Here is a 22094-nt window from a genome sequence, read left to right as displayed (position 1 = left end):
AGCCGATGGAGGCTGCGACTGTGCCCTTGCGCTTGCTCTTTATTCTTCTGCTGAGCCTCGCTGGCTGCGCCAATCAGGTGCCCATCGTGCCCAGCCAGGCCATCCCCGCAGCCGACTCCTCGTTCGGCGCAGCGCTTGAAGCACGTGCAGCCGAGCATCAGGGCCACTCGGGGTTTCGCCTGTTGCCAGCAAGCAACGAGGCCTTCGCAGCCCGCGCCGAACTGATTCGCGCGGCGCAGCACAGCCTCGATCTGCAGTACTACATCGTGCACGACGGCTTGAGTACTCGGGCACTGGTCAAGGAGTTGCTGCAAGCGGCGGATCGTGGCGTGCGGATTCGCTTTCTGCTCGACGACACCACCAGCGACGGCAAGGATTATCAGATCGCCCTGCTGGCGGCTCACCCGAATATTCAGATCCGCGTGTTCAACCCGCTGCACCTTGGCCGCATGACCGGCGTCACGCGCCTGCTCGGCCGTGGCCTGAACCTGTCACAGCAGCACCGGCGCATGCACAACAAGCTGTGGCTGGCCGACAGCGCCGCGGCCATCGTCGGTGGCCGCAACCTGGGTGACGAATACTTCGACGCCGAGCCGAACATGAACTTCACCGACATCGACATGCTGGCCGTCGGCCCCGTGGCGCATGATCTGTCGCAGAGTTTCGACCAGTACTGGAACAGCTCCCTGAGCAAACCCATCGAGCAGTTCGTCTGGCAGCAACCTTCGCAAAAGGATCTGGACAAGGCACGCAAGGGGCTACGCGATTACCTGGACACCGCCCGCGTGGAGCAGCCGACACTCTACAAGCGCCTGCTCGCTTACCAACAGGAACCACAGTTGCAGAAGTGGCTGGGGGAGCTGATCTGGGCGCCCGGCTTCGCCCTGTGGGATGCGCCAAGCAAGGTGCTGGCCAGCGGCGAGCCGGCCCCGCACCTGCTGCTGACCACCCAATTAGGCCCCCATCTGCAGGCCACAAAGAGTGATCTGGTGATGGTGTCGGCCTACTTCGTGCCGGCCCAGGCAGGCTTGGAGTTCCTCACCGGCCTGGCCGACAAGGACGTGGATATCCGCTTGCTGACCAATGCTCTGGAAGCCACCGACGTACCCGCCGTACACGGTGGCTACGCGCCCTACCGGCAGGAAATGCTCGAGCACGGCATCCGCCTGTTCGAGTTGCGCCGCCAACCTGGCGCCGACTCGCCCCCGGCCTACAGTTTCAGTGGCGGCTCGGATTCCAGCCTGCACAGCAAGGCACTGGTGATCGACCGGCAGAAATCCTTCGTCGGCTCCTTCAACGTCGACCCGCGCTCGGTGCTCTGGAACACCGAAGTGGGTGTGCTGGTGGACAGCCCCAAGCTGGCGGCCTACCTGCGTGAACTGGCCCTACAGGGCATGAAACCCTCGGTCAGCTACGAAGTGCGCCTGCAGCCTGACGGCGACGGCACACGCATGGTCTGGGTCGGTGAGGACGACGGCAAAACCTTCGAGCTGCACGAAGAACCCGGCAACCGCTGGCAGCATTTCAATGCATGGTTCTCGCGAGTCATCGGGCTGGAGAAGATGCTATAGCGTGACGCGCTCGTCGAACGCATCAGGCCGCCAGGCCAGCCACACGAACCCCGCCGCGCCGAGCGCCATGAGGATCGGCAAGGCATGCCCGCTGACCCACTGGCTAACCGCCCCGGTCGCCAGCGGGCCGATCAGGCAGCCGATGCCCCATAGCTGAGCCACGTGGGAGTTGGCGCGAACCAATTGATCATCTCGAAAGCGCTCGCCGATCAGAATCAGCGACAGGGTGAACAGGCCGCCAGCACTGGCGCCGAACAGCACCAGCACCGGCCAGATCAGCGGCGTATGCAGGAGCAGCGGAATGCCCAGGCTGGAGAACAGCAGCACCACCCCGCAGCCACGAAACAGCGTGACCCGCGAGATGCGATCGGCGAGCAGGCCGATGGGTAACTGCAGCGCCGCGTCACCGACCACCACCACGCTGGCCATGAACAGCGCGACTTCCTGGGTGAAGCCCTGACGCAGACCGTAGATCGGCAGAAGGGTGAGCATCATCGCCTCGAAGGCGGCAAACAGCGCCACCGCCCAGGCAATTGCCGGCATACGTTGGCAGAACACCAGCAAACCGCGCCCCGAAGCGCTGTGCGCATCGACCACGGGCGCACCGGTACGGCCGATCAGCAGCAGCGACCCGCCGATCAGCAAGGTGATACCGAACCAGAAGCCCAGGTCCGTATCGGTACCGAGCACGCTCAGCAGCAACGGCCCACATAGCTGGCTCAGCGCATAACCGGTGCCATACAGCGCGACCAAGCGGCCACGCCACTTTTCCACGGCCAACTGGTTGATCCAGCTTTCACCGAGGATGAACACCACGGTCAGGGTCACGCCAAGCAGCAGGCGCAACAGCAGCCACACGGCGTAGCTCTGCATCAGCGCCAACCCGGCGACCGACAGCGCACCGACCAGCAGACACAGCTGCATCAGCCGTGGCGTGGGGCAACGCGAAGCCAGCCGGCCCGCCAGCGAGGCGCCCAACAGCACGCCGATGGCAGGCGTGGCCGCCATGATGCCGATAGCGAACGAGCCATAGCCCCAGCTTTCCAGACGCAAGGACACCAGCGGCATGGTGGTGCCCATCGCCAGGCCGATACTGATCACCGCCGCGCAAACGGCGAAGTAGGTTCCCCAACGCATTACTGGCTCCAAAGGCAAAGCACAGCGGCCGGGCTCCATGGAGCCCGGCCGCCGAGTCGATCTAGCCCGCCTGCTGGCGAGCTTACCCGTGGAGGATCAGAGTTTGATCCAGGTGGCTTTCAGTTCGGTGTACTTGTCGAAGGCGTGCAGCGACTTGTCACGGCCGTTGCCCGACTGCTTGAAGCCACCGAACGGTGCGGTCATGTCGCCACCGTCGTACTGGTTGACCCACACGCTGCCAGCGCGCAACGCACGAGCCGTCAGATGCGCCTTGGAAAGATCCGCCGTCCACACCGCCGCGGCCAGGCCGTAAACGGTGTCGTTGGCGATCTGCACGGCCTGCTCGGCACTCTCGAAACCGATCACCGAAAGCACCGGCCCGAAGATTTCCTCGCGGGCGATGGTCATGGCATTGGTCACGCCGTCGAAAATGGTCGGTTCGACATAAGTGCCGCCGCTCTCTTCCAGGGTGCGTTTGCCGCCGATCACCAACTTGGCGCCGTCCTTGTGGCCGGCCTCGATGTAGCCGAGCACGGTGTTCATCTGCTGGGTGTCGACCAGCGCACCGACATTGGTGTCCGGATCGAGTGGGTTGCCAGCCTTCCAGCCCTTCAGGGCCTCGACCACCATGGGCACGAAGCGCTCCTTGATGGAGTTTTCCACCAACAGACGCGAGCCTGCAGTACACACTTCGCCCTGATTGAAGGCGATGGCGCTGGCGGCGGATTCGGCCGCGGCCTGCAGATCCGGTGCATCGGCGAAGACGATGTTCGGACTCTTGCCGCCGGCCTCCAGCCACACGCGCTTCATGTTCGATTCGCCGGCATAGATCATCAGTTGCTTGGCGATCTTGGTAGAGCCGGTGAACACCAGGGTATCGACGTCCATGTGAAGGGCCAGGGCCTTGCCCACGGTGTGGCCATGGCCGGGCAGCACGTTGAGCACACCAGCCGGAATACCCGCTTCCACAGCCAGAGCCGCAACACGAATGGCGGTCAACGGGGATTTCTCGGACGGCTTGAGGATCACCGAGTTACCGGTAGCCAGCGCCGGGCCGAGCTTCCAGGAAGCCATCGTCAGCGGGAAATTCCACGGCACGATGGCGGCCACTACGCCGACCGGTTCACGGGTGACCAGACCGAGCTGATCGTGGGGCGTCGGCGCGACTTCGTCGTAGACCTTGTCGATGGCCTCGGCGCTCCAACGGATGGCACTGGCCGCAGCAGGAATGTCGATGTTCAAGGAGTCGCTGATCGGCTTGCCCATGTCGAGGGTTTCCAGCAATGCCAGCTCCTCGGCATTGGCCAGCAGCAGTTCGGAGAAGCGGATCATCTTCTGCTTGCGCTTGGCCGGTGCGAGACGCGACCAGGCGCCCGAGTCGAACGCCGCACGCGCCGACTTGACCGCCAGTTCGGCGTCAGCCAGATCGCAACTGGCGACCTGGCCCAGCACCCGGCCGTCGACCGGGCTGATGCACTCAAAGGTTTCGCCACTCTGGGCGGCCTGATACTTACCCTGCACGAAGGCACGGGTCTCGATCTTCAGATCCTTGGCACGCTGCTCCCAGTCGGCACGAGTCAAACGGGTCATTCGGTCATCCTCATTCGTCGGTAAAGGCGCCTAACGCCTTGGAAACTGCGAGCCACACTAAACCAGCGCCCGCAGGATTTTCAATATTCTTGACACTTCGTCGGGGAATCCCCTTGTTACGTTCAATTTATTAAACATAGACTCGAGCCAATCGTTAGCGGCCCGTTGCAAAGCGCAGGTGGTTTTCAACAGCCTGTTACGCCGCGCCGCCCCGGGCCGTCGATGGGCATGGGATGATCGCTGCACGTTCTCGGATTGACCACGGAAGCGAATATGAATATCCAACAGATTGTCGATTTCGCCCAGGGCGGCAGCAGCGCCGAAGAGTACCGCCCAGCCCCTGAAAAAATCCTCAAGGGCGACCCGCTGCAGCAGGTACGCAACCATTACGCCAGCCCTTGCGGCCAGTTCAATGCGGGCGTCTGGGAGGGCGACGTCGGCCAGTGGACGGTGAGCTACACCGAGCACGAATACTGCGAAATCCTCCAGGGCGTTTCCGTGCTGCGCGACGGCGAAGGCAATGCCAAGACTGTGCGCGTCGGCGACCGCTTCGTGATCCCGGCCGGCTTCGTCGGCACCTGGGAAGTGCTGGAGCATTGCCGCAAGGTCTATGTGATCTTCGAGCAGGCCTGACTACTGCCGCTGGTTGAAGCGGAGCCTTGAACGGTTACCGCTCGATCCGCCAGCACCAGCGGCCAGCCGGCGGTGCAACGCTCGATACGCGCCTCGACGCCATAGGCGAGTCGTAGCCAGTCGGGATCCAGTACTTGATCTGCCGTGCCCAGCCGATAGTGGCCGCCGGGCGCCAGCAACAGCAGGCGATCACAATGGCGCAGCGCCAGGTTGAGGTCATGGCAGGCGACCAGGGCGATGCAGCCTTGCTCCTGAGTGAGTTCACGTACCACCTGCAACACCCGCAACTGCCAGCGCAGATCCAGGGCGCTGGTCGGCTCGTCGAGCAATAACAGACGTGGCTCGCTGACCAGCACCTGGGCCAGCCCAACCAACTGGCGCTGCCCGCCGGACAGCTCACTGAGGCGCCGCAACGCCAGCGCCTCGATGCCCAGCCGTGACAGCACGGCGGAAATGCGAGCGTCCGTATCCCCTGCTGCGCCGCGAGCCCGGCAAGCGCCCTGCAGCAGTTCATAAGCCAGCAGCGAGGTCGCCTGGGGCAGATGCTGCGGCAGATAGCCGACGCGCGCGCTCTGTCGCCAGGGCGCAATACCGAGCAGCGCCTTGCCTCCCAACAGCACCTCTCCTGTCGCCTTGTGCATGCCCGCCAGGGCGCGGATCAGGGTCGACTTGCCCACCCCGTTCGGCCCCAGCACCGCCACCATGGCGCCGGGTTCGATAGGCTCCAGGCTCAGGTTCTCCAGCACCAACCGTTTGCCGTGAGCCAGACGCAGGTTACGAATCAGCAGGCTCATCCACTCACACTCCGCCCACGGGCCAGGATCAACGCCACGAACAGCGGCACACCGACCACTGCGGTCACCAGGCCGACCGGCAAGATGACGCCGGGCAGCAAGGCGCGGCTGGCCAGCGATGCCAGCGACAGCAGCAAGGCGCCGGCAAGGGCGCTGCCGGGCAGGAAGAAGCGGTGATCCTCCCCGAGCAGCAGGCGCGCTACATGGGGGCCGACCAGGCCGACAAAGCCCACTTCACCAACGAACGCCGTCGCCACCCCGGTCAGCAGGCTGACCCGTAACAGCGCCAGCGCGCGCAGGCGCTCGACACGAATACCGAGGCTGCGCGCCTGCTCCTCCCCTGCTCGCAAGGTGGTCATCGCCCAGGCCTGACTCATGGCCCACAACAGGCACAGCGACAGCACCCCGGCAACCAGCGCGACCCGCTGCAGATCGGCACGCGCCAGGCTGCCGAGCGTCCAGAAGACGATCTGCTGCAGGGCGTCGGCGCTGGCCAGGAACTGCAACATGCCGACCAGTGCGTTGAGCCCGAACAACAGAGCGATCCCGAACAGCACCAGGGTGTGCAGCGCGGGGCCGAGCAGGCGCGCCATCAGCAGCAACAGCAGGCAAGCAAGCAAGGCGCAAACGAACGCCGCCAGCGGCAACAGCACCTGCTGGCCCAGGCTGCCAAGCGACGGGTTGAACACGATGACCAGCGATGCGCCCAGTGTCGCGGCAGCGCCAACGCCCAGGGTGAAAGGGCTGGCCAGGGAGTTGTTCAATGCAGTCTGCATTTCCGCACCGGCCAGCCCAAGGCTGGCACCGACTACCAGGGCCATCAACGCGTACGGCACGCGCACTTCGTGAATGATCACCCACCGCGCAGGCGCCAGACTTTCCGGCTGCAGCAACCCCTGCAGCACCTGCCACCAGCCGAGGCCCGCCGGGCCGGTGGCCAGGTCGCTGATGAAGGACGCGCCAAGCAGCAGGGTCAGAATCCCCAGGCAGATCACCCGGCGCCAGGCCAGTCGCCGATAACCGCGGCGCAGTTCGCTCGCACTCACAGGCTGATCCAGTAGGTGCCTTGCAGCGGCACCGGTTGAAACTCGGCGTACAACTGCGCGAGCGTGGCTTGAGGGTCGAGGTCGGCGAATACGTCGGGGTACAGCCAGCGGGCGAATACCTGCACCGCCACCACATTGAAGGGGCTGTTGTAGAAACCGTGCCAGATGGCATGGGTCTGCCCATTGCGGATCGCCGCCAGGTGGCGGATGCCGCCCTTGCTGACCAACCGCTGCAACGACTCACGGGCCGGCTCGGCTTGCACGCCAGGCCCCAGGGCAATGTAGGGCGCGCCCTCGGCCAGGCTGTTCGCCGAACCCACCGCGCTGGCCACGTAATGATCCACCGGCTGGCTGAGCAGCAATTCGAGACTCAACACACCGGCATGCCCCGGCAGATAGTCCGTTGCCAGGCTACGACCACCAGCAGCTTCCAGCAGGCCGGCGAGCATGCCGCGCGCCATGCTTTCGCAGCAACCATCGCCCAGCCCGGCTCGGCTATGCAGGAACACCTGGGGGCCGGGCGGGCCTGGCAATGCATCGCTTACCGCAGCAAGTGCCCTGGCGTGCGCAGCGACGAATGCCTCTGCACGCGCTTCGCGCCCCAGGGCCCTGCCCAGCAGGCGGATGCTCAGCGGGGTATTGATCAGCGGCTGCTCGCGGAAATCGACGAACAACACCGCGACGCCAGCACGCTGCAACTGCTCGGTAAGACGCTGCTGGTGGCTGCCGGGGCCATGACCGGACAGGCTGAAGATCGCCAGATCCGGCGCCAGGCTCAGCACCTGTTCCAGGCTGAAGGTATCGGCCGAGCCCTGGCCAATGCGCGGCACCTGCTGCAACGCCGGAAAGGCTTCGCGGTACTGCCGGTCGGTGCCGGGATCGATCAACGCCAGGTCAGCCGGCATACCCACCAGACGGTCGAGCACCTGCTGGCCCTCGAGAATCCCCAGCACCGGCAACAGGCGCCCCTCGCCGAGAACGATGCGCTGCACCTGCGCGGGCACCTCGACCTGACGCCCGGCGATATCGGTGAGCACCTGCCCGGCGTTAGCCAAGGTGGACTGCAGTGCCAGCAAGATGAGCAAAACGCCCGGCATCACACCGGGCGCACGGATCGACCAACCCATCAGATACGCAGCGCCACACCGAGACGCACTTCGCGACCGGGCTCGTAGGAACCACGAACGCCCTCGAAGTCGGGTATGTGGGTGAAGTCTTCGTTGCTGGCGTGATCCAGGTACTGCTTGTCGAACAGGTTCTTCAGGGTCAGGGTCAAGGTCAGGCGGTCGGCCGCCAACGGCAACCACTCCGCGTACAGGTCATGCACGCCATACCCCGGTTTGCTCACCGTGCCCTCCCCGGTGTGCAACGAGTCGATGCTCTCCACGAAACGGCCCTGCCAGCCAACCGTGAGGTTCTCGTTGGCGCGGTAATCGGCGAAGGTCGTCCAGGTGTCGCCAAGGCTGGTGCCCTGGCCGTTGTGTTCGTAGACGTTCAGGCGGCGCCCATCGAGCCGGGCATTGTTGTGGTGATAGCTCAGGCCGGCACTCACGCGCTGCCAGTGGTAGGCGGTCTGCAGCAGCACGCCTTCGCTCTTCAGGTCACCGATGTTGCCGTAGACGTTGGGCGCGCCGATGGGGTCGGCGACGGCGTCCTTGATGCGCGTCTCGTAGAGTTTGCCAGACAGCTCCCAGCTGGCCAGCCGATACTCGAAACCGACCTCGCTGGTGCGAGCGCGCTCGGCCTTGGTGTTCGGGTCATTGCGCGAGGAGTCCATCTTGAAGGCATCGCGCACCTGCGGGCCACGCAGGGCACGGGTATGGCCGGCGAGCAGGGTCAGCTCGGGAGTCAACGCATAGCGCGCGCTGAGGTTTGGGCTGACGCCGTCTTCGCGGAAGCGCTGGTCGTCGCGATCATCGAGCTTGTAACGGTCATAGCGCAGGCCGGCACCGATCTGCAGGCGCTCGGTCAGTTGCAGGCTGTCCTGCACATAGAGGCCGAGGATGCTGCCATCTTCGCTGGTCTCTTCACGATTACCCTCTGGGCCGAGGGTGCCGCGGTCGTCGCGATAATCGACGCCGTAGGTCAGCGTGTGACGCCCCAAGTGGCTGGTGTTGCGCAGGTCGAAACCGCTGCTGCGCGTGCTGCCGAAGTACAGGCCGAAACGCCCGTCCTGCTGCAGCTCGACTTCGTTGTGGAAGGTGGTCAGCTCGACATCGACGAGGTCGTTGTCCAGCGGCTTGAAGGCGTAGTTGAGCGTCCAGGTCTCCCGCTCGCTGCGCATCGGATACAGGCGGTTGAAGCCGCTGGGAATCCACTGCGGGCGCTGGCTGCGCTCGCCGTCGTCGGTGCGCTGCTCATAGCTCAGACGCAGGGTCTGGGATTCGCTGAGCTTGCCCACCAGCTTGGTGAAGCCGAGCTTCTGCCGCGCGCCAGTACCCAGCACGTCGTCGTTGTTGCCGTCTTCGTAATCGTTCTGATCCTGATAACTGGCCACCGCCAGCGCCGACCAGTTCTCGTTGAAGCGGCCGTACAGGCTGGTACTGCTCTTGTAGCCTTCGCCGTTGCTGAAGTAACCGCCCTTGACCAACGCGCCAAAGGACTCGCCCTCGCGCAGCAGATCGTCCGGGTCTTTGGTCACAAAGCGGATGGAGCCACCCAGCGCACCCGGGCCAGCGGTTGCGTCGCCGGTACCGGCCTGCACCTCGGCGCGCTTGAGCAGCTCAGGCTCGATGCCGATTCGTCCGGTGTGGTGGAAGGTCTGCCCGGCCTGGCTGGCACCGTCGATGGTGATGTTCAGTTGGGTATCTTCGAAACCGCGCAGGTAGAGCTTCTGGGCGATCCCCGCGCCGCCACCGACGGTGACTTCCGGGTTGCTCTCGAACACGTCCTGCAGGTCATTAGCCTGCAGGCGCTCGATCTGCTCGGCCTCGACGGTATCAGCGCGCTCGCTGGCCACCGCCGTCACCGAACTGGGTGCCAGCTCCAGCGACGAAGCAGTGCTCTGCGCCTGGGCATTGCCCAGAAAACCGCCGGTGACCAAGGCGCCCAGCAATGACAGTCGATAAGGACAACGGTGCATGAATGATCCCTCCCCAAGAAAGATGCAAATATTTCGTATTTGCAAATTCTTATCGAATACAGCGCTGGGGACGTACAACTTTTACAACTGTTACGACTGGCCGCTCGCCTGCTGCGGCAGGCAGATGGTCATCTGCAGGCCGCCACCCTCTCGATTGCTCGCCCGGATGCTGCCGCCCGTGGCACGAATCTGCCGTTGCGCCAGCGCCAATCCGAGGCCGTAACCGGCACGCTCGCTGCCCGCCCGGAAGAACGGCTGGAAGATCCGCTCCAGCCACTGTTCGTCAACGCCCGGGCCCTGATCACGGATCTGCAACTGCCAGGCCTGCTCATCGGCCTGCAGGTCGACCTCGACCACTCCACCTGGCGGTGTGTGGTCGAGGGCATTGCGCACCACGTTCTCGATGGCCTGCCCCAGCGCGCGATGACTGCTGCCAGCCAGCACCGCCTGCCCCGGCAGATGCGCCAGCAGTTGGCGATCCGGGTACTCGAAGCGGGCATCATCGAGAATGCTGTCGAGCAACTCGGTGAGATCGAGGGTTTCGTCACGCAACTGCGGACGCTCGTTCTCCAGCCAGCTGAGGGTCAGGGCATCCTCGACCAACTGGCGCATGCCGTTGCAATCGTCACGGATGCGCTCGAGCAACACGCGGCTGTCGGCGCCCTGTTCGGCCAGGCTGACCGCCATTTCGATGCGGGTCAGCGGCGTGCGCAGTTCGTGGGACATGTCCGCCAGGCGCTGGCGCTGGTCGATGATCAGTTGCCCGGTGCGCTCGGCCATGGCGTCGAAGGTATCCGCCAGGCTGGCCAGCTCATCATTGCGCGAACCGAGCAGCGAGCGCACCCGCACGTCGTAGCGGCCATCGCTGAACTGCCGCGTGGCCTGTTCGAGTCGCCGTAGCGGCTGCATCAAGTGGCGGTACAGCACCAGGCACACGATCAGCAGCAGCACCAGCGGCACCACCAGTTGCAACAACAATTTGGCGTAGTGCCAGTTCAGGCCGGGGCGCATGCGTTGGGGCAACTGGATCAGAAAACTGGCACTGCGATCACTGAAGGGAATATCCATGATCGGGTTTTCCGCGAAGTACAGGTGGATCTTCCAGCTGACATCGCGGCCCAGGCCGAAACCTTCTTGAAAGCGTTCCGACAGCTCGCCGGCCAGCGGCCGCACCTCGGCTTGCACCACAGCGGCCCAAGTCTGCTCCTGCTGCTGCAACGTATTGAGCCAGCGCTCCAGCGCCTGGTGATCGCCACCGCGATACAGCGACTCGGCCTGTTCGCCATAGTGCCGCAACGTGCGCTGGTGCTCGGCGTCGATAAAGCTCATGCGCTCTTCGGTCTGCCAGGCGACCCGGGCGATGATCCAGAACAGCCCGACGCTGCCCACGGCGATGACGATGCACAGTTTCCAGAACAGGCGCCGGTTCATTGGAATACGTAACCCCGGCCATGCAGGGTCTGCAGGCGATCCGTCGCCAGGCCCGCCTCTCCCAGCAACCGGCGTATGCGGCTGATGTGCATGTCCAGGCTACGGTCATAGCTGCTGTAATCGCGTTCCAGCACCGTGCGATACAGGTAGGGCTTGCTGAGCGCTTCACCACGGTAGCTGACCAGATGCCAGAGCACACGAAACTGGATCGGCGTGAGGCTGACCTCGCGCTCGTTGACCGTGACCCGCTGGGCATGACGCTCGAGGCGCAATTCGTCGACCTGCAGTTGCTGCACGTCTGCCGGGCGCACGCTGTCGGTCACCCGGGTACGCCGCAACACGGCATCGATGCGCAGTTGCAGCTCGGTGATGTTGAACGGTTTGGGCAGGTAGTCATCGGCACCATGGCGCAGGCCACGAATGCGTTCTTCCTCGGCGCCACAGGCAGTCAGCATGATCACAGGCGTCTGCTGGTGCTCACGCAGGCGGCGCAGAACGGAAAAGCCGTTGAGATCCGGCAGCAGCACGTCCAGCAGCACCAGATCCGGCGCATCGCTGATCGCCATGCCGAGCCCCGCTTCGCCCAAGTGACTTGAGCTAGTGGCATAGCCTTGCCCGCGCAACAGCTCACCGAGCTGTGCGCACAAGGTACGGTCGTCCTCGATGATCAGAATGCGTGCAAGGCTGGCCGACATCCCCCCTCCAATTCGGCACGCCACGCGCCAGAACGTCAAAGATAATAATTATCAAGAAGGATAAGCCTATCAACTGATGGTGTCAGCCGTCGGATAAACCGACAGTTTTTAGAAGAGCCCCTAAAAAACTGGCGTCCAAAAGCCGCAAGATGACAAAATGCCACTACTCATAATCCTAGCGCGCAACAGTAGATTTACAGGAGCGCCTTCGTCGTGCCGGTTCCAACCCCATTTCCCTACACAAAGCTCGTGGTCGGCATGCTTGCCGCTTTACATGGGTTGTTTTTCGTCGAGACCTCTCAAGCACGAGGTAATGGTGGCAATGGGTACAGTACTGCGGGTAACGGCGGTCAGGGGGATGGCCAAAGCGGTGGCGGGGGTTACTGGGGAAGCTGGGATACACGCCAGACTGGCAGCGAAGGCAATGGCGCCATAGGTGGTCATGGTCATGTTGCCGATGGGGGGGCAGGTGGCAATGCTGGCCGCCAGTTGAATAGCAGCGTTGCACAGTTGAACAGCGCAAATGGGCAGAACGGAAGTGCAGGACAGAATACCCAGACGGGATACGGTGCCGGTGGAGGTGGCGCCGGAGGTGCAGGCGTTTTTCTGAACGGTGATGGCCTGTCAGTCAACCTGGCACCTTCCAGTCATCTGCAAGGAGGCAACGGCGGCAACGGTGGAGAGGCAATCCTGGCTGCAGGCGGTGGTGGTGGTGGTGGTGCCGGCATTCAGGGTACCGGCAACCGCACCTATATCCAGATTGGAACAGCGGCGCAGGTCACCGGCGGCAACGGTGGTAATGGCGGCAATAGCCTCAATAACGATCCGACCTCCGGTGGGGGAGGCGGTGGTGGTGGCGGCAGCGGTGTGAACCTACAGGGCAACGCCAATACCCTGGAGGTACTGGGGCAGATACGAGGCGGCAATGGCAGTACTGGCGGTAGCGCACCCGACAGCACCCGCAACGGTATAGGCGGCATGGGCGCCGCAGGTGTTCGCCTGCAGGGCAATGACAACAGACTGATTGTCACTGGTTTGATCAGCGGAGGCCTGAGCGCTACCGACGGACGCTATGCGGAGTCGGTAAGACTCCTGGGTAACAACAATCGCCTTGAGTTGCACGCTGGGTATTCGTTCCAGGGCAACGTGGCGTCTACAGGTACCGGCAATGCGCTGGTACTGGGCGGTACTAGCCAGGCCAGCTTCGACCTGGGTTCCATCGGCACGCAGTTGCTCAATTTCACATCATTCGAGAAGACGGGAAGCAGTACCTGGACACTGACCGGTACCAACCACAATAGCCGCAACTGGAGCGTGCTGGGCGGCACCTTGATCGGTTCGACGAACAGTTTTGGCAATGGCAACCTCAGCACTACTGCCCATCTGGTGTTCGACCAGTCTCAAGCCGGCACCTATAGCGGCTCCATCAGCGGTACTGGCAATCTGAGCAAAGCGGGGGCCGGAACCCTGACACTACTCGGCAACCATACCTATACAGGTATGACCACCATTGCCCAAGGCACTCTGCAGGTAGGCAGTGGAGGAAGCGGTAGTTCGCTAAACGGAAATGTGGTCAACCACGCCACACTGGTGTTCAACCACTCGAACAGCGCCCAACTCAACGGCACCCAATCAGGCACAGGGCAACTGATCAAAAGCGGCACGGGCACACTGATCCTCACCGGCATTAACAACCACACCGGAGGTACTCAGATCAGTACAGGCAATCTGCAGATCGGCAATGGCGGTACTACTGGCAGTATCACCGGCAATATCAGCAACAACGCGGCCCTAAGCTTCAATCGCAGCGACACCCTCACCTATGCAGGCAACATCACCGGCACCGGGCGCGTTAATCAGGCAGGCAGCGGCACGCTGATTATCACTGGCGACAATCAGCATACCGGCGGTACCCAAATCAGTGCAGGCACCCTGCAGATCGGTAACAGCGGTACAACCGGCAGTATCAGCGGCACTATCCTCAACAACGCCACCCTTAACTTTGATCGCAGTGATGACATCATTTACCTGGACACCATCTCGGGTACTGGCCAGGTAGTGCAAACGGGGAGCAGCAATCTCACCCTTGGCAATGGCAACAGCTATCAGGGTGGTACCCGAATCGTCAGCGGCAGCTTGACTGGCGACATAGGCAGCTTTGGTAGCGGCGCCATCGTCAATGACGCCACCCTGATCATCGACCAGCAATTCGACGGCATACTGAACAACAGACTGTCCGGCAGCGGCGCCCTGCGCAAGACCGGTACCGGCAAGTTGATCATCGAAACCAACAGCAGCGCAGGCAGTGGCACGCTGATCGAATCAGGCAGCCTGATCGTCGGCGGTTCGGCCGGCAGCGTTGCTACATTAAGCAGTGTGCTGATCAGCGCCGCTGACACCCGCCTCGGCGGGCACGGACGGATCATAGGTGACGTGCAGATGCTCAATGGCTCGACCTTGGCCCCCGGCAACTCCATCGGTACCCTTACCGTGGACGGCAACCTGAGTTTTGCCGCGGGGTCGACGTTCGAAATTGAGGTCGATCCCAGCGGCACCTCGGATCGGCTGATCAGTACTCAGACCGTCGACCTCGGTGGAACCACCTTACAAGTGCTCGCCAATCTCGGCGATTGGTCAGCGGCGACCACTTACACAATCATCAGCGCAGGTCGGGTCGACGGAACCTTCGCTGCGGTGAGCAGCAACCTAGCCTTCTTGACCACGAGCCTGGACTACAGCCTTGCCAACGAGGTGCACCTGACGTTGCTGCGCAACGACGTTCGCTTCGACAGCGTGGCCCATACTTACAACCAGCGCGCCACGGCCGATGCGGTCGAGTCGGCCGGTGTAGAGCAGCGTGTCTACAGGGCGGTCAGCGTACTCGACCCGGATGGTGCGCGGCTCGCCTTCGACAGCCTGTCCGGCGAATTGCACGCCAGCCTGCAAAGCGCGCTGCTCGACGATAGTCGCTACCTGCGCGACGGCATCAATGCACGCCTGTTGGCCGCTCAGCATCTGCTGGCAGGTAGCGGGCGGCTCAACAGCGGAGACGGCGTGAACCTATGGCTACAAGGCTATGGTGGACAGGCACAGAATGAAGACGACGGCAATGCCAGCAACCTGAATCGCGATAGCAACGGAACACTGCTCGGTGGCGACCTGGCCCTCGGCGATAACTGGCAAGTCGGCGCAGCCGTTGGCCTGGGTAAAACTGACATCAAGGACGGCCGCGACGCGTCGGCAGACATCGACTCACGCTCCCTGGCCGTCTATGCCAGCGCTGAATGGAATGCCATCAAGCTGCGAACGGGCGCGGCACGCTCCTGGCATGACGTCAGCACACGACGCAAGGTCAAGGCGGGGACATTCAGCGAGCAAACCCACGTTAGCTACGCTGCCAATACCACACAGGCTTTCGCCGAGCTGGGCTATCGTCTGCAGTTTGCAGACTATCAGGTAGAGCCCTTCATCGGCCTTGCCCATGCCCAGGTCGAGCGGGACGGTTTCCGCGAACGCGGTGGCGACAGCGCCCTGCAGGCTCGCCGCGAGAAACACGATCTAAGCTACTCGACGCTGGGCGTTAATGGTGTCCTGCCGCTCGGCAGGCTGGGCAATACCCCAGTGAGCCTGCAAGGCAGCCTTGGCTGGCAACGCGCGCTCCGCGACGCTTCTGCCGATAGCCGCCACGGCCTTGCCAGCGGCGAAATCTTTCGCGTACGCGGTACGCCCACAGAGCGCAACAGTGCCACAGCTAGGCTCGGTCTCAGCGCGCAACTGACCGCAAAAGTGAACGTAACACTGGACTACAGTGGGCGCGTCGGCGAAAGCGTTACGGACAATAGCCTCCGCCTGGGTGTATCCATCGGATTCTGAACAGCGACCAAACAAGCACAACGCTTATCAGGGAGCTCAGGGTGGTGTTAGCGGAAGCCACCAGAACTGGCCGATTGAATCCAATCCATACCGGATCGCCACGGAGGCGCCAGAGCAGTTAGCCATCGCCATACAACGCCACCTGACCTACCGCCTGCCAACGCGGCAAATACAGAAACGGTGGCGACGCGCTGGCCAGCGCATTGTCCAGTTCCAGGCGATACCAAGTGCTCTGTATGCCCTCCACGCACGCGGGATGTTCACATCAGGGAGGCCCACCTGTTGCCAATCGCCAATGCGCAACGCGCCAAGCAGCTCCGAGAGCTCCACCGTGGATGCGTGCTCAATCAGGCGCTAGGCCTCGGTAATTCACAGCGCATGCTTCGACTCGTCAGCCAACAAAGGCCCACCCAGCAGTCACAGGCAGAACAGCAGAACCGCTCTCACCCCTGCGTGCCCCACATGGATGGGGGAAATGCCGCGCGCCAGCCGGGAGCGGGCGCGGATCGCGGGAAGATCCTGCCCGCCCTAACCCGCCACCTGCTCCGCCGGCGAGACGATGCTGCTCTTGCCGCGCGAGCGCCCGGAGCTGAGGTAATCGGCGATGGATTCCTGGGTGACTTCGCCAAGGAAGTCGTTGTCGGCGCTGAGCACCGGTAGCCAGGAGCGGTTGAACTCGTACATGCGCGACAGCAGGATGCGCAGGTGTTCGTCGTGGGAGGCGGTGGCGTTGAACGGCTGCAGGAATGGCTGTACCGAGCCGCCCTGCCCGCGCAGGTCACGGCGGCGAATGTAGCCGAGGGCCTTCTTCTGCGCATCGGTCACCACCAGGTGGCGGCGGTCATGCTCTTCCATCAATTCCACGGCGTCGGCGACTGCGGTTTCCGGCAACACCGACGGGGCATCGTCGGCAGCGTCTTCGGCACGGATCAGCAGCAGGCGCTTGAGGGTGCTGTCCTGACCGACGAAACCGCTGACGAAGTCGTCTGCAGGATGCGCCAACAGGGTATCCGGGTGATCGAACTGGAGCAGCTTGCCATCCTTGAAGATGGCGATCTTGTCGCCCAGTTTGATGGCTTCGTCGATGTCGTGGCTGACCATGATCACGGTCTTGTTGAGCGCCCGCTGCATCTGGAAGAACTCGTTCTGGATGGCGTCGCGGTTGACCGGGTCGACCGCGCCGAAGGGTTCGTCCATCAGCAGTACCGGTGCATCGGCTGCCAGGGCACGGATCACGCCGATACGCTGTTGCTGGCCACCGGACAGCTCACGGGGATAGCGCGACAGGTATTGCTTGGGCTCCAGTTGCACCATGCTCATCAGCTCGACCGCCCGCTCGTGGCAACGCTTCTTGTCCCAACCGAGCAACTTGGGCACCACGGTGATGTTCTCCTCGATGGTCATGTTGGGGAACAGACCGATCTGCTGGATCACATAACCGATGTTGCGACGCAGGGTCACTTCGTCGATGCCGGTGGTGTCTTCGCCGTTGATCAGCACCCGCCCGGAGGTCGGTTCGATAAGCCGGTTGATCATCTTCAGCGTGGTGCTCTTGCCACAACCGGACGGGCCGAGAAACACGCAGATCTGCCCTTCGTCGACGGTCAGGCTGACTTCGTTGACGGCTACGACGTCTTTGCCTTTCTGGTGAAATTTCTTGGTCAGTTTATCGAGTTGAATCATGTCCGAATCCTCAGTGGGCGGCTTTCAGGCCACGGGGAGTGAGCGTTTTCTGCAGCCACTGCAAAAACAGGTCGGCGACGATGGCGAGCAGGCTCACCAGCACCGCGCCGACGAGAAGGGTGGCCATGTCGCTGCGACTGATGGCCGTGAGAATCAGCACGCCAAGGCCGCCAGCGCCAATGGTGGCGGCGATGGTCATCACACCGATGTTCATCACCACGGCGGTGCGCACGCCAGCCAGAATGACCGGCACGGCGATGGGCAGCTCGACCATGCGCAGGCGCTGCCAGAAACTCATGCCGATGCCTTTACCCGCCTCGCGAATGCCCGGCTCGACGCTGCTCAACGCCAGGTAGGTGTTGCGCAGGATCGGCAGCAGTGAATAGAGGAACACGGCGGTGACGGCCGGCAGCGGCCCGAGGCCCTGGCCGAACTGCGAGTAGAACGGCAACAGTAGCCCGAACAGCGCGATGGCCGGCAGCGTCAGCACCACGGTAGCGGCGCCCTGCAGCGGCCCGGCAATCCACGGGAAGCGGGTCATCAGAATGCCCAGCGGCACACCAATGACGATCGCCAGGCCAACGGCGATGCCCACCAGGGCGATGTGCTCACCGGTCAGGCTGACGACTTGTGCCCAGTCGATATGCTGAAAAGCGGTCATGAAATCCATATCAACGATCCCCCTCGATCAGTTTCTGTTCACGAAGGAAATCGGCGGCCACCGCAGCGGGTGTCTCGCGGTCGACATCGACGCGGGCGTTGAGGCGACGCATGGTGGCGTCGTCCAGGCGCTCGGCCAGGGGTTTGAGCAGGGCCTCCAGATCAGGGTGCTCCTTCAGGTAGTCGGCATTCACCACAGGGGCTGCGGTGTAGTCAGGGAAGTAGCCCTTGTCGTCCTCAAGCAGGCGCAGGCCAAAGGAGTCCAGACGGCCATCGGTGGTGTACACCAGGCCGACGAACACCTGACCGTTGCGCAGCGCGGTGTAGACCAGGCCAGGATCCATCTGGCGGATCTCGTTACGGGTGAAGGTCAGGCCATACTCCTTGACCAGCCCATCGAGGCCGTCGGAGCGGTTGGCGAATTCGATATCCAGTGCCAGCAGGCGATTGCCGTCACCCGATTGCTGCGTGGCTTCGGCCAGGTCGCTGATGTTTTTGATATCGGGGTGCTCCTCGGCGACCTTCTCCGGCAGTGCCAGGGCATAGGTGTTGTTGAAGCGGGTCGGCGTCAGCCAGATTGCACCGGTCTTGGCATCCAGCTCCTTGACCCGTGCGTAGGCAGCTTCCTTGTCGAGGCGCTCGGTCACCTTGTTGTAGGCCACCAGCGAGGTACCGGTGTATTCCCAGGTCAGATCCAGTTGGCCGTTCTTCATGGCATTCCAGGCAATGGTGCTGCCCAGATTGCCGACGATGCGCGACTGATAGCCGTGGGGCTGCAGGTACTGCGCGGTGAGTTCCGAGAGGATCGCCTGCTCGGTAAATACCTTGGCGCCGATGCGAATTTCCGCCGCCTGGCTGGTAGCGGCCAGTAGCATGCCGAGGCCAAGAACAAATGACTTCATCAAGGTCTCCATTAGCGGGCCAGGCCTCGCTCGAACCAGAAACGGCTGACCGCGGCCACCAGGCCGTCGAGCAGCAGCGCCAGCAGGGCAGTGGCTGCCGCGCCCAGAATCAGCAATGGCTGATCTTCCAGGGCAATAGCCGGAAAGATCAGACTGCCGAGGCTGTTGGCGCCGATCAGAAAAACCAGCGGTGCAGTGCCAACGTTCAGCGCCAGCGCGACGCGCACGCCGCCAACGATGATCGGTACGGCGTTGGGCAATTCGACCTGCCAGAGCACCTGGCCGGGTGTCATGCCGATACCGGTGGCCGCCTCCTTCAGCGAACCCGGCACGTTGCGCAAACCTTCATAGGTGTTACGCACGATGGGCAGCAATGAGGCGAGAAACAGTGCGAGCACCGCCGGGCCATTGCCGATACCGACGATGGACAGGGCAATCGCCAGCACCGCCAGCGGCGGCACGGTGTTGCCCACGTTGAACACCTGCATGATGCGCTCGGCACTGTGCTCGCGCCCCGGTCGACTGAGCAGGATGCCCGCGGGGATTCCCACCGCCAGCGCTGCGAACATCGACAGGAACACCAGATACAGATGCGCCTGCAGGTAGAAGATGAGGTCTTCGCGGTGCGAAGCGAGCACTGCGGGGGTGATCCAGTGGATCAGCAAGGCCAGTACCGCAACCAGCGCCACAGCGCCCAGCAGCACCTTGCCCAAGCTTTTCAGCATGTTTCGACTCCAATCAGCAACGGGCATCAGCCCGTCGAGCTGGCCGGACGCGTTGCGCGTCAGCCGTCAAACACCGGAAGGAAAAACAACTCGTCAGACTCTCTGCATGCCTCTGCAGATGTGCCTCACAGCCTCCCGGCCCATGTGTACTCGACCGCTCATACGCTGCTGCGGTTCAACCCTTTTGCCATCGTTCTGCCATGTGCGAACGCCCACCAGCGCCACACATCCAGTTACAAGCCAGGTATCATCGGCCCTCCGTGGTACTCGCCGGGATGGCGAAACCCAGCTCTCAAAGGAGACCTTGTGCTCGACCTCGTAGCCGCCTTCATCGTCCTCACTACCCTGCTCACCTACGTCAACTACCGCTTCATCCGCCTGCCGCCGACCATTGGCGTGATGGCCACCGCGCTGATCTTTTCGCTGATCGCCCAGGGCCTGAGCCAGCTCGGCTACCCGCTGATCGAGCTGGAAGCCCAGGAAATCATTCGCCGCATCGATTTCTCCGACATTCTCATGACCTGGTTCCTGCCGGCCCTGCTGTTCGCCGGTGCCCTGCACGTGGACTTGAGCGACCTGCGCAGCTACAAGTGGCCCATCGGCTTACTGGCTACCGTCGGCGTACTGATCGCCACCAGCGTGATCGGCACACTGGCGTTCTACATCTTTGCCCTGTTCGGCTGGCACGTGGATTTCATCTACTGCCTGCTGTTCGGCGCATTGATCTCGCCTACCGACCCGATTGCGGTGATGGGCATTCTCAAGTCGTCGGGCGCACCAAAGCCGCTGGCGACCACCATCGTCGGCGAGTCGTTGTTCAATGACGGCACCGCAGTGGTGGTGTTCACCATCCTGCTCGGCATCCTGCAACTGGGCAGTACGCCGACGCTGGGGACGGTGAGCTGGCTGTTCATCCATGAGGCCGTGGGCGGGCTGCTGTTCGGCGCGGCGCTGGGCTATGGCGTGCTGCTGATGCTGCGCAGCATCGACCAGTACCAGGTCGAAGTGATGCTCACCCTGGCGCTGGTATTCGGCGGCGCGGCACTGGCTGCACGGCTGCACGTGTCCGGGCCGATCGCCATGGTGGTGGCCGGCCTGATCATCGGCAACATGGGCCGCAAGCATGCGATGTCGGACGAATCGCGCCGCTACGTGGACGGTTTCTGGGAGTTGATCGACGAAATTCTCAATGCACTGCTGTTCGCCCTGATCGGTCTGGAGCTGCTGCTCCTGCCGTTCTCGTGGCTGCACATCATCGCAGCCTTCGTGCTTGGCGGCGCGGTACTGGTGGCGCGTCTGCTGACCGTTGCTCCAGCCATTCTGTTCATGCGCCGCAGCGCTGGCGGGCGCCGCCAGGTGTCCCACGGGGCGATCCGCATCCTCACCTGGGGCGGCTTGCGGGGTGGCGTATCGGTAGCCCTGGCACTGTCGCTGCCACTGGGTGAGGAACGTGACCTGCTACTGAGCCTGACCTATATCGTCGTGCTCACCTCGATCCTGCTGCAGGGATTGTCCATCGGGCCGTTGGTCAGCCGGCTGTACCGCGACATGCCGAAAGCCGCTACGGACGATCATCACTAGCCGCGTAAGCAAACTGGCGACATGCGTGTCGCCAGCTCTTCACATCTAAAGACGTGACTCCAACACCAGCAGGTTATTTTCCACGCGCCAGCCAACCCGGTTGAGATAGCTCATACCAAGCAGCGCCTCCTTCGGCGATGCGCCTTCCAGCACCACGGCTTCAACGCCCAGCACCTGCAGCGCGCCGACACTCACCTTGTCGAGCGTGATGCGCCATCCGCGGGCAGTACCACTGGCGGTATTGACCTGAATCGGCTGCCCGCGCGTGCGGTAGTCGATGCCAAGACGACGGGCCTGGGTTTCATTGAGGGCGACAGAAGTAGCGCCGGTATCGACCAGAAACTGCTGCGAGCGGCCATTGATCGCGCCCTCAGCCCAGTAATGACCACCATTGCTGCGGGCGATGCTCAGGGTCTGTTTCTGCGGCTCGACGAAACCGTCGGTGTTGTATTCACGGCTCAGGCTGTAGCTGCGCTCCACGCCGTCGACTCGCAACACGGCGCTGCGGCTGTCGGCGCTTACCACCTGCACGCCCCCCGGCCCACTCTGGCCCACACGCACCAACTTGCGCTGGCCATCGACAGAAATGACTGCAGCCCCCGGGAACAGGCCGACGACCTGCACCTGCGGTGCAGCCAGAGTCAACTGAGCAGCCAGCAGGCCGGCCATGCCACAGATCAATCGACGCATC

The 22094-nt window shown here is 63.1% G+C and carries 17 protein-coding genes; 4 read left to right on the top strand and 13 right to left on the bottom strand.

Annotated features, from left to right (window positions below):
- Nucleotides 1-20: 20 nt before the first annotated feature.
- A complete protein-coding gene (locus K5Q02_RS08545) occupies nt 21-1571 on the top strand; it encodes a phospholipase D family protein (RefSeq protein ID WP_442963977.1) in 1551 nt (516 codons plus the stop codon).
- Here the strand turns inward: K5Q02_RS08545 and K5Q02_RS08540 are convergent.
- Both K5Q02_RS08540 and K5Q02_RS08535 read right to left on the bottom strand, forming a co-directional pair.
- Nucleotides 1566-2708 carry an MFS transporter gene (locus K5Q02_RS08540; protein WP_225838266.1) on the bottom strand — a complete coding sequence of 381 codons (1143 nt, stop codon included), beginning with the start codon at nt 2706-2708 and terminating at the stop codon, nt 1566-1568. The genes K5Q02_RS08545 and K5Q02_RS08540 overlap by 6 nt on opposite strands.
- A gap of 96 nt (nt 2709-2804) precedes the next feature.
- On the bottom strand, nt 2805-4298 hold the full coding sequence (locus K5Q02_RS08535; RefSeq protein WP_225838264.1) for an aldehyde dehydrogenase: 1494 nt from the start codon (nt 4296-4298) through the stop codon (nt 2805-2807).
- Nucleotides 4299-4571: 273 nt separating this feature from the next.
- Between K5Q02_RS08535 and K5Q02_RS08530 the strand changes: the two genes are divergently transcribed.
- Nucleotides 4572-4931 (top strand): cupin domain-containing protein, encoded by a 360-nt coding sequence (locus K5Q02_RS08530; RefSeq protein WP_225838262.1) that lies wholly within the window; start codon nt 4572-4574, stop codon nt 4929-4931.
- On the opposite strand, the gene K5Q02_RS08525 is transcribed toward K5Q02_RS08530, so the two are convergent.
- The 6 genes from K5Q02_RS08525 to K5Q02_RS08500 all read right to left on the bottom strand — a co-directional run bounded on the left by K5Q02_RS08525 (nt 4907) and on the right by K5Q02_RS08500 (nt 11979).
- Entirely contained in the window at nt 4907-5725 is an 819-nt protein-coding gene (locus K5Q02_RS08525; RefSeq protein ID WP_225838261.1) for an ABC transporter ATP-binding protein, read from the bottom strand. The genes K5Q02_RS08530 and K5Q02_RS08525 overlap by 25 nt on opposite strands.
- Nucleotides 5722-6771 (bottom strand): FecCD family ABC transporter permease, encoded by a 1050-nt coding sequence (locus tag K5Q02_RS08520; RefSeq protein WP_225838259.1) that lies wholly within the window; start codon nt 6769-6771, stop codon nt 5722-5724. Before K5Q02_RS08520 ends, K5Q02_RS08525 begins: the two co-directional genes overlap by 4 nt.
- Nucleotides 6768-7898 (bottom strand): ABC transporter substrate-binding protein, encoded by a 1131-nt coding sequence (locus K5Q02_RS08515; RefSeq protein ID WP_225838257.1) that lies wholly within the window; start codon nt 7896-7898, stop codon nt 6768-6770. The genes K5Q02_RS08520 and K5Q02_RS08515 overlap by 4 nt, the downstream gene beginning before the upstream one ends.
- Nucleotides 7898-9853 (bottom strand): TonB-dependent receptor domain-containing protein, encoded by a 1956-nt coding sequence (locus K5Q02_RS08510; protein WP_225838255.1) that lies wholly within the window; start codon nt 9851-9853, stop codon nt 7898-7900. Before K5Q02_RS08510 ends, K5Q02_RS08515 begins: the two co-directional genes overlap by 1 nt.
- A 90-nt stretch (nt 9854-9943) precedes the next feature.
- Nucleotides 9944-11284 carry a sensor histidine kinase gene (locus K5Q02_RS08505; RefSeq protein WP_225838253.1) on the bottom strand — a complete coding sequence of 447 codons (1341 nt, stop codon included), beginning with the start codon at nt 11282-11284 and terminating at the stop codon, nt 9944-9946.
- Nucleotides 11281-11979, bottom strand: coding sequence for a response regulator transcription factor (locus K5Q02_RS08500; RefSeq protein ID WP_225838251.1), 699 nt, complete (start codon nt 11977-11979; stop codon nt 11281-11283). Before K5Q02_RS08500 ends, K5Q02_RS08505 begins: the two co-directional genes overlap by 4 nt.
- A gap of 510 nt (nt 11980-12489) precedes the next feature.
- Between K5Q02_RS08500 and K5Q02_RS08495 the strand changes: the two genes are divergently transcribed.
- Nucleotides 12490-15852, top strand: coding sequence for an autotransporter outer membrane beta-barrel domain-containing protein (locus K5Q02_RS08495; protein ID WP_225838249.1), 3363 nt, complete (start codon nt 12490-12492; stop codon nt 15850-15852).
- Between the two features lie 528 nt (nt 15853-16380).
- Here the strand turns inward: K5Q02_RS08495 and K5Q02_RS08490 are convergent.
- The 4 genes from K5Q02_RS08490 to K5Q02_RS08475 are packed head-to-tail and all read right to left on the bottom strand — an operon-like array spanning nt 16381 to nt 19822.
- Nucleotides 16381-17535 carry an ABC transporter ATP-binding protein gene (locus tag K5Q02_RS08490; RefSeq protein ID WP_225838247.1) on the bottom strand — a complete coding sequence of 385 codons (1155 nt, stop codon included), beginning with the start codon at nt 17533-17535 and terminating at the stop codon, nt 16381-16383.
- Between the two features lie 10 nt (nt 17536-17545).
- Nucleotides 17546-18205 carry an ABC transporter permease gene (locus K5Q02_RS08485; protein ID WP_042553276.1) on the bottom strand — a complete coding sequence of 220 codons (660 nt, stop codon included), beginning with the start codon at nt 18203-18205 and terminating at the stop codon, nt 17546-17548.
- Nucleotide 18206: 1 nt separating this feature from the next.
- Entirely contained in the window at nt 18207-19097 is an 891-nt protein-coding gene (locus K5Q02_RS08480) for a glycine betaine ABC transporter substrate-binding protein (protein WP_225838245.1), read from the bottom strand.
- A gap of 11 nt (nt 19098-19108) precedes the next feature.
- Nucleotides 19109-19822, bottom strand: a complete 714-nt coding sequence (locus K5Q02_RS08475; RefSeq protein WP_225838243.1) for an ABC transporter permease — start codon at nt 19820-19822, stop codon at nt 19109-19111.
- Between the two features lie 306 nt (nt 19823-20128).
- Here K5Q02_RS08475 and K5Q02_RS08470 point away from each other — a divergent pair, with 306 nt between their 5' ends.
- Nucleotides 20129-21403, top strand: a complete 1275-nt coding sequence (locus K5Q02_RS08470; protein WP_225838241.1) for a cation:proton antiporter — start codon at nt 20129-20131, stop codon at nt 21401-21403.
- A 45-nt stretch (nt 21404-21448) separates the two neighbouring features.
- Here the strand turns inward: K5Q02_RS08470 and K5Q02_RS08465 are convergent, their stop codons facing one another.
- Entirely contained in the window at nt 21449-22093 is a 645-nt protein-coding gene (locus tag K5Q02_RS08465; RefSeq protein WP_225838240.1) for a retropepsin-like aspartic protease family protein, read from the bottom strand.
- Nucleotide 22094: the final 1 nt, after the last annotated feature.

Source organism: Pseudomonas sp. MM211 (genome assembly GCF_020386635.1).
Taxonomy (GTDB): Bacteria; Pseudomonadota; Gammaproteobacteria; order Pseudomonadales; family Pseudomonadaceae; genus Aquipseudomonas.
The sequence above is the reverse complement of the archived record's forward strand: the minus strand, read 5'-3'. Positions and strand labels throughout refer to the sequence as shown.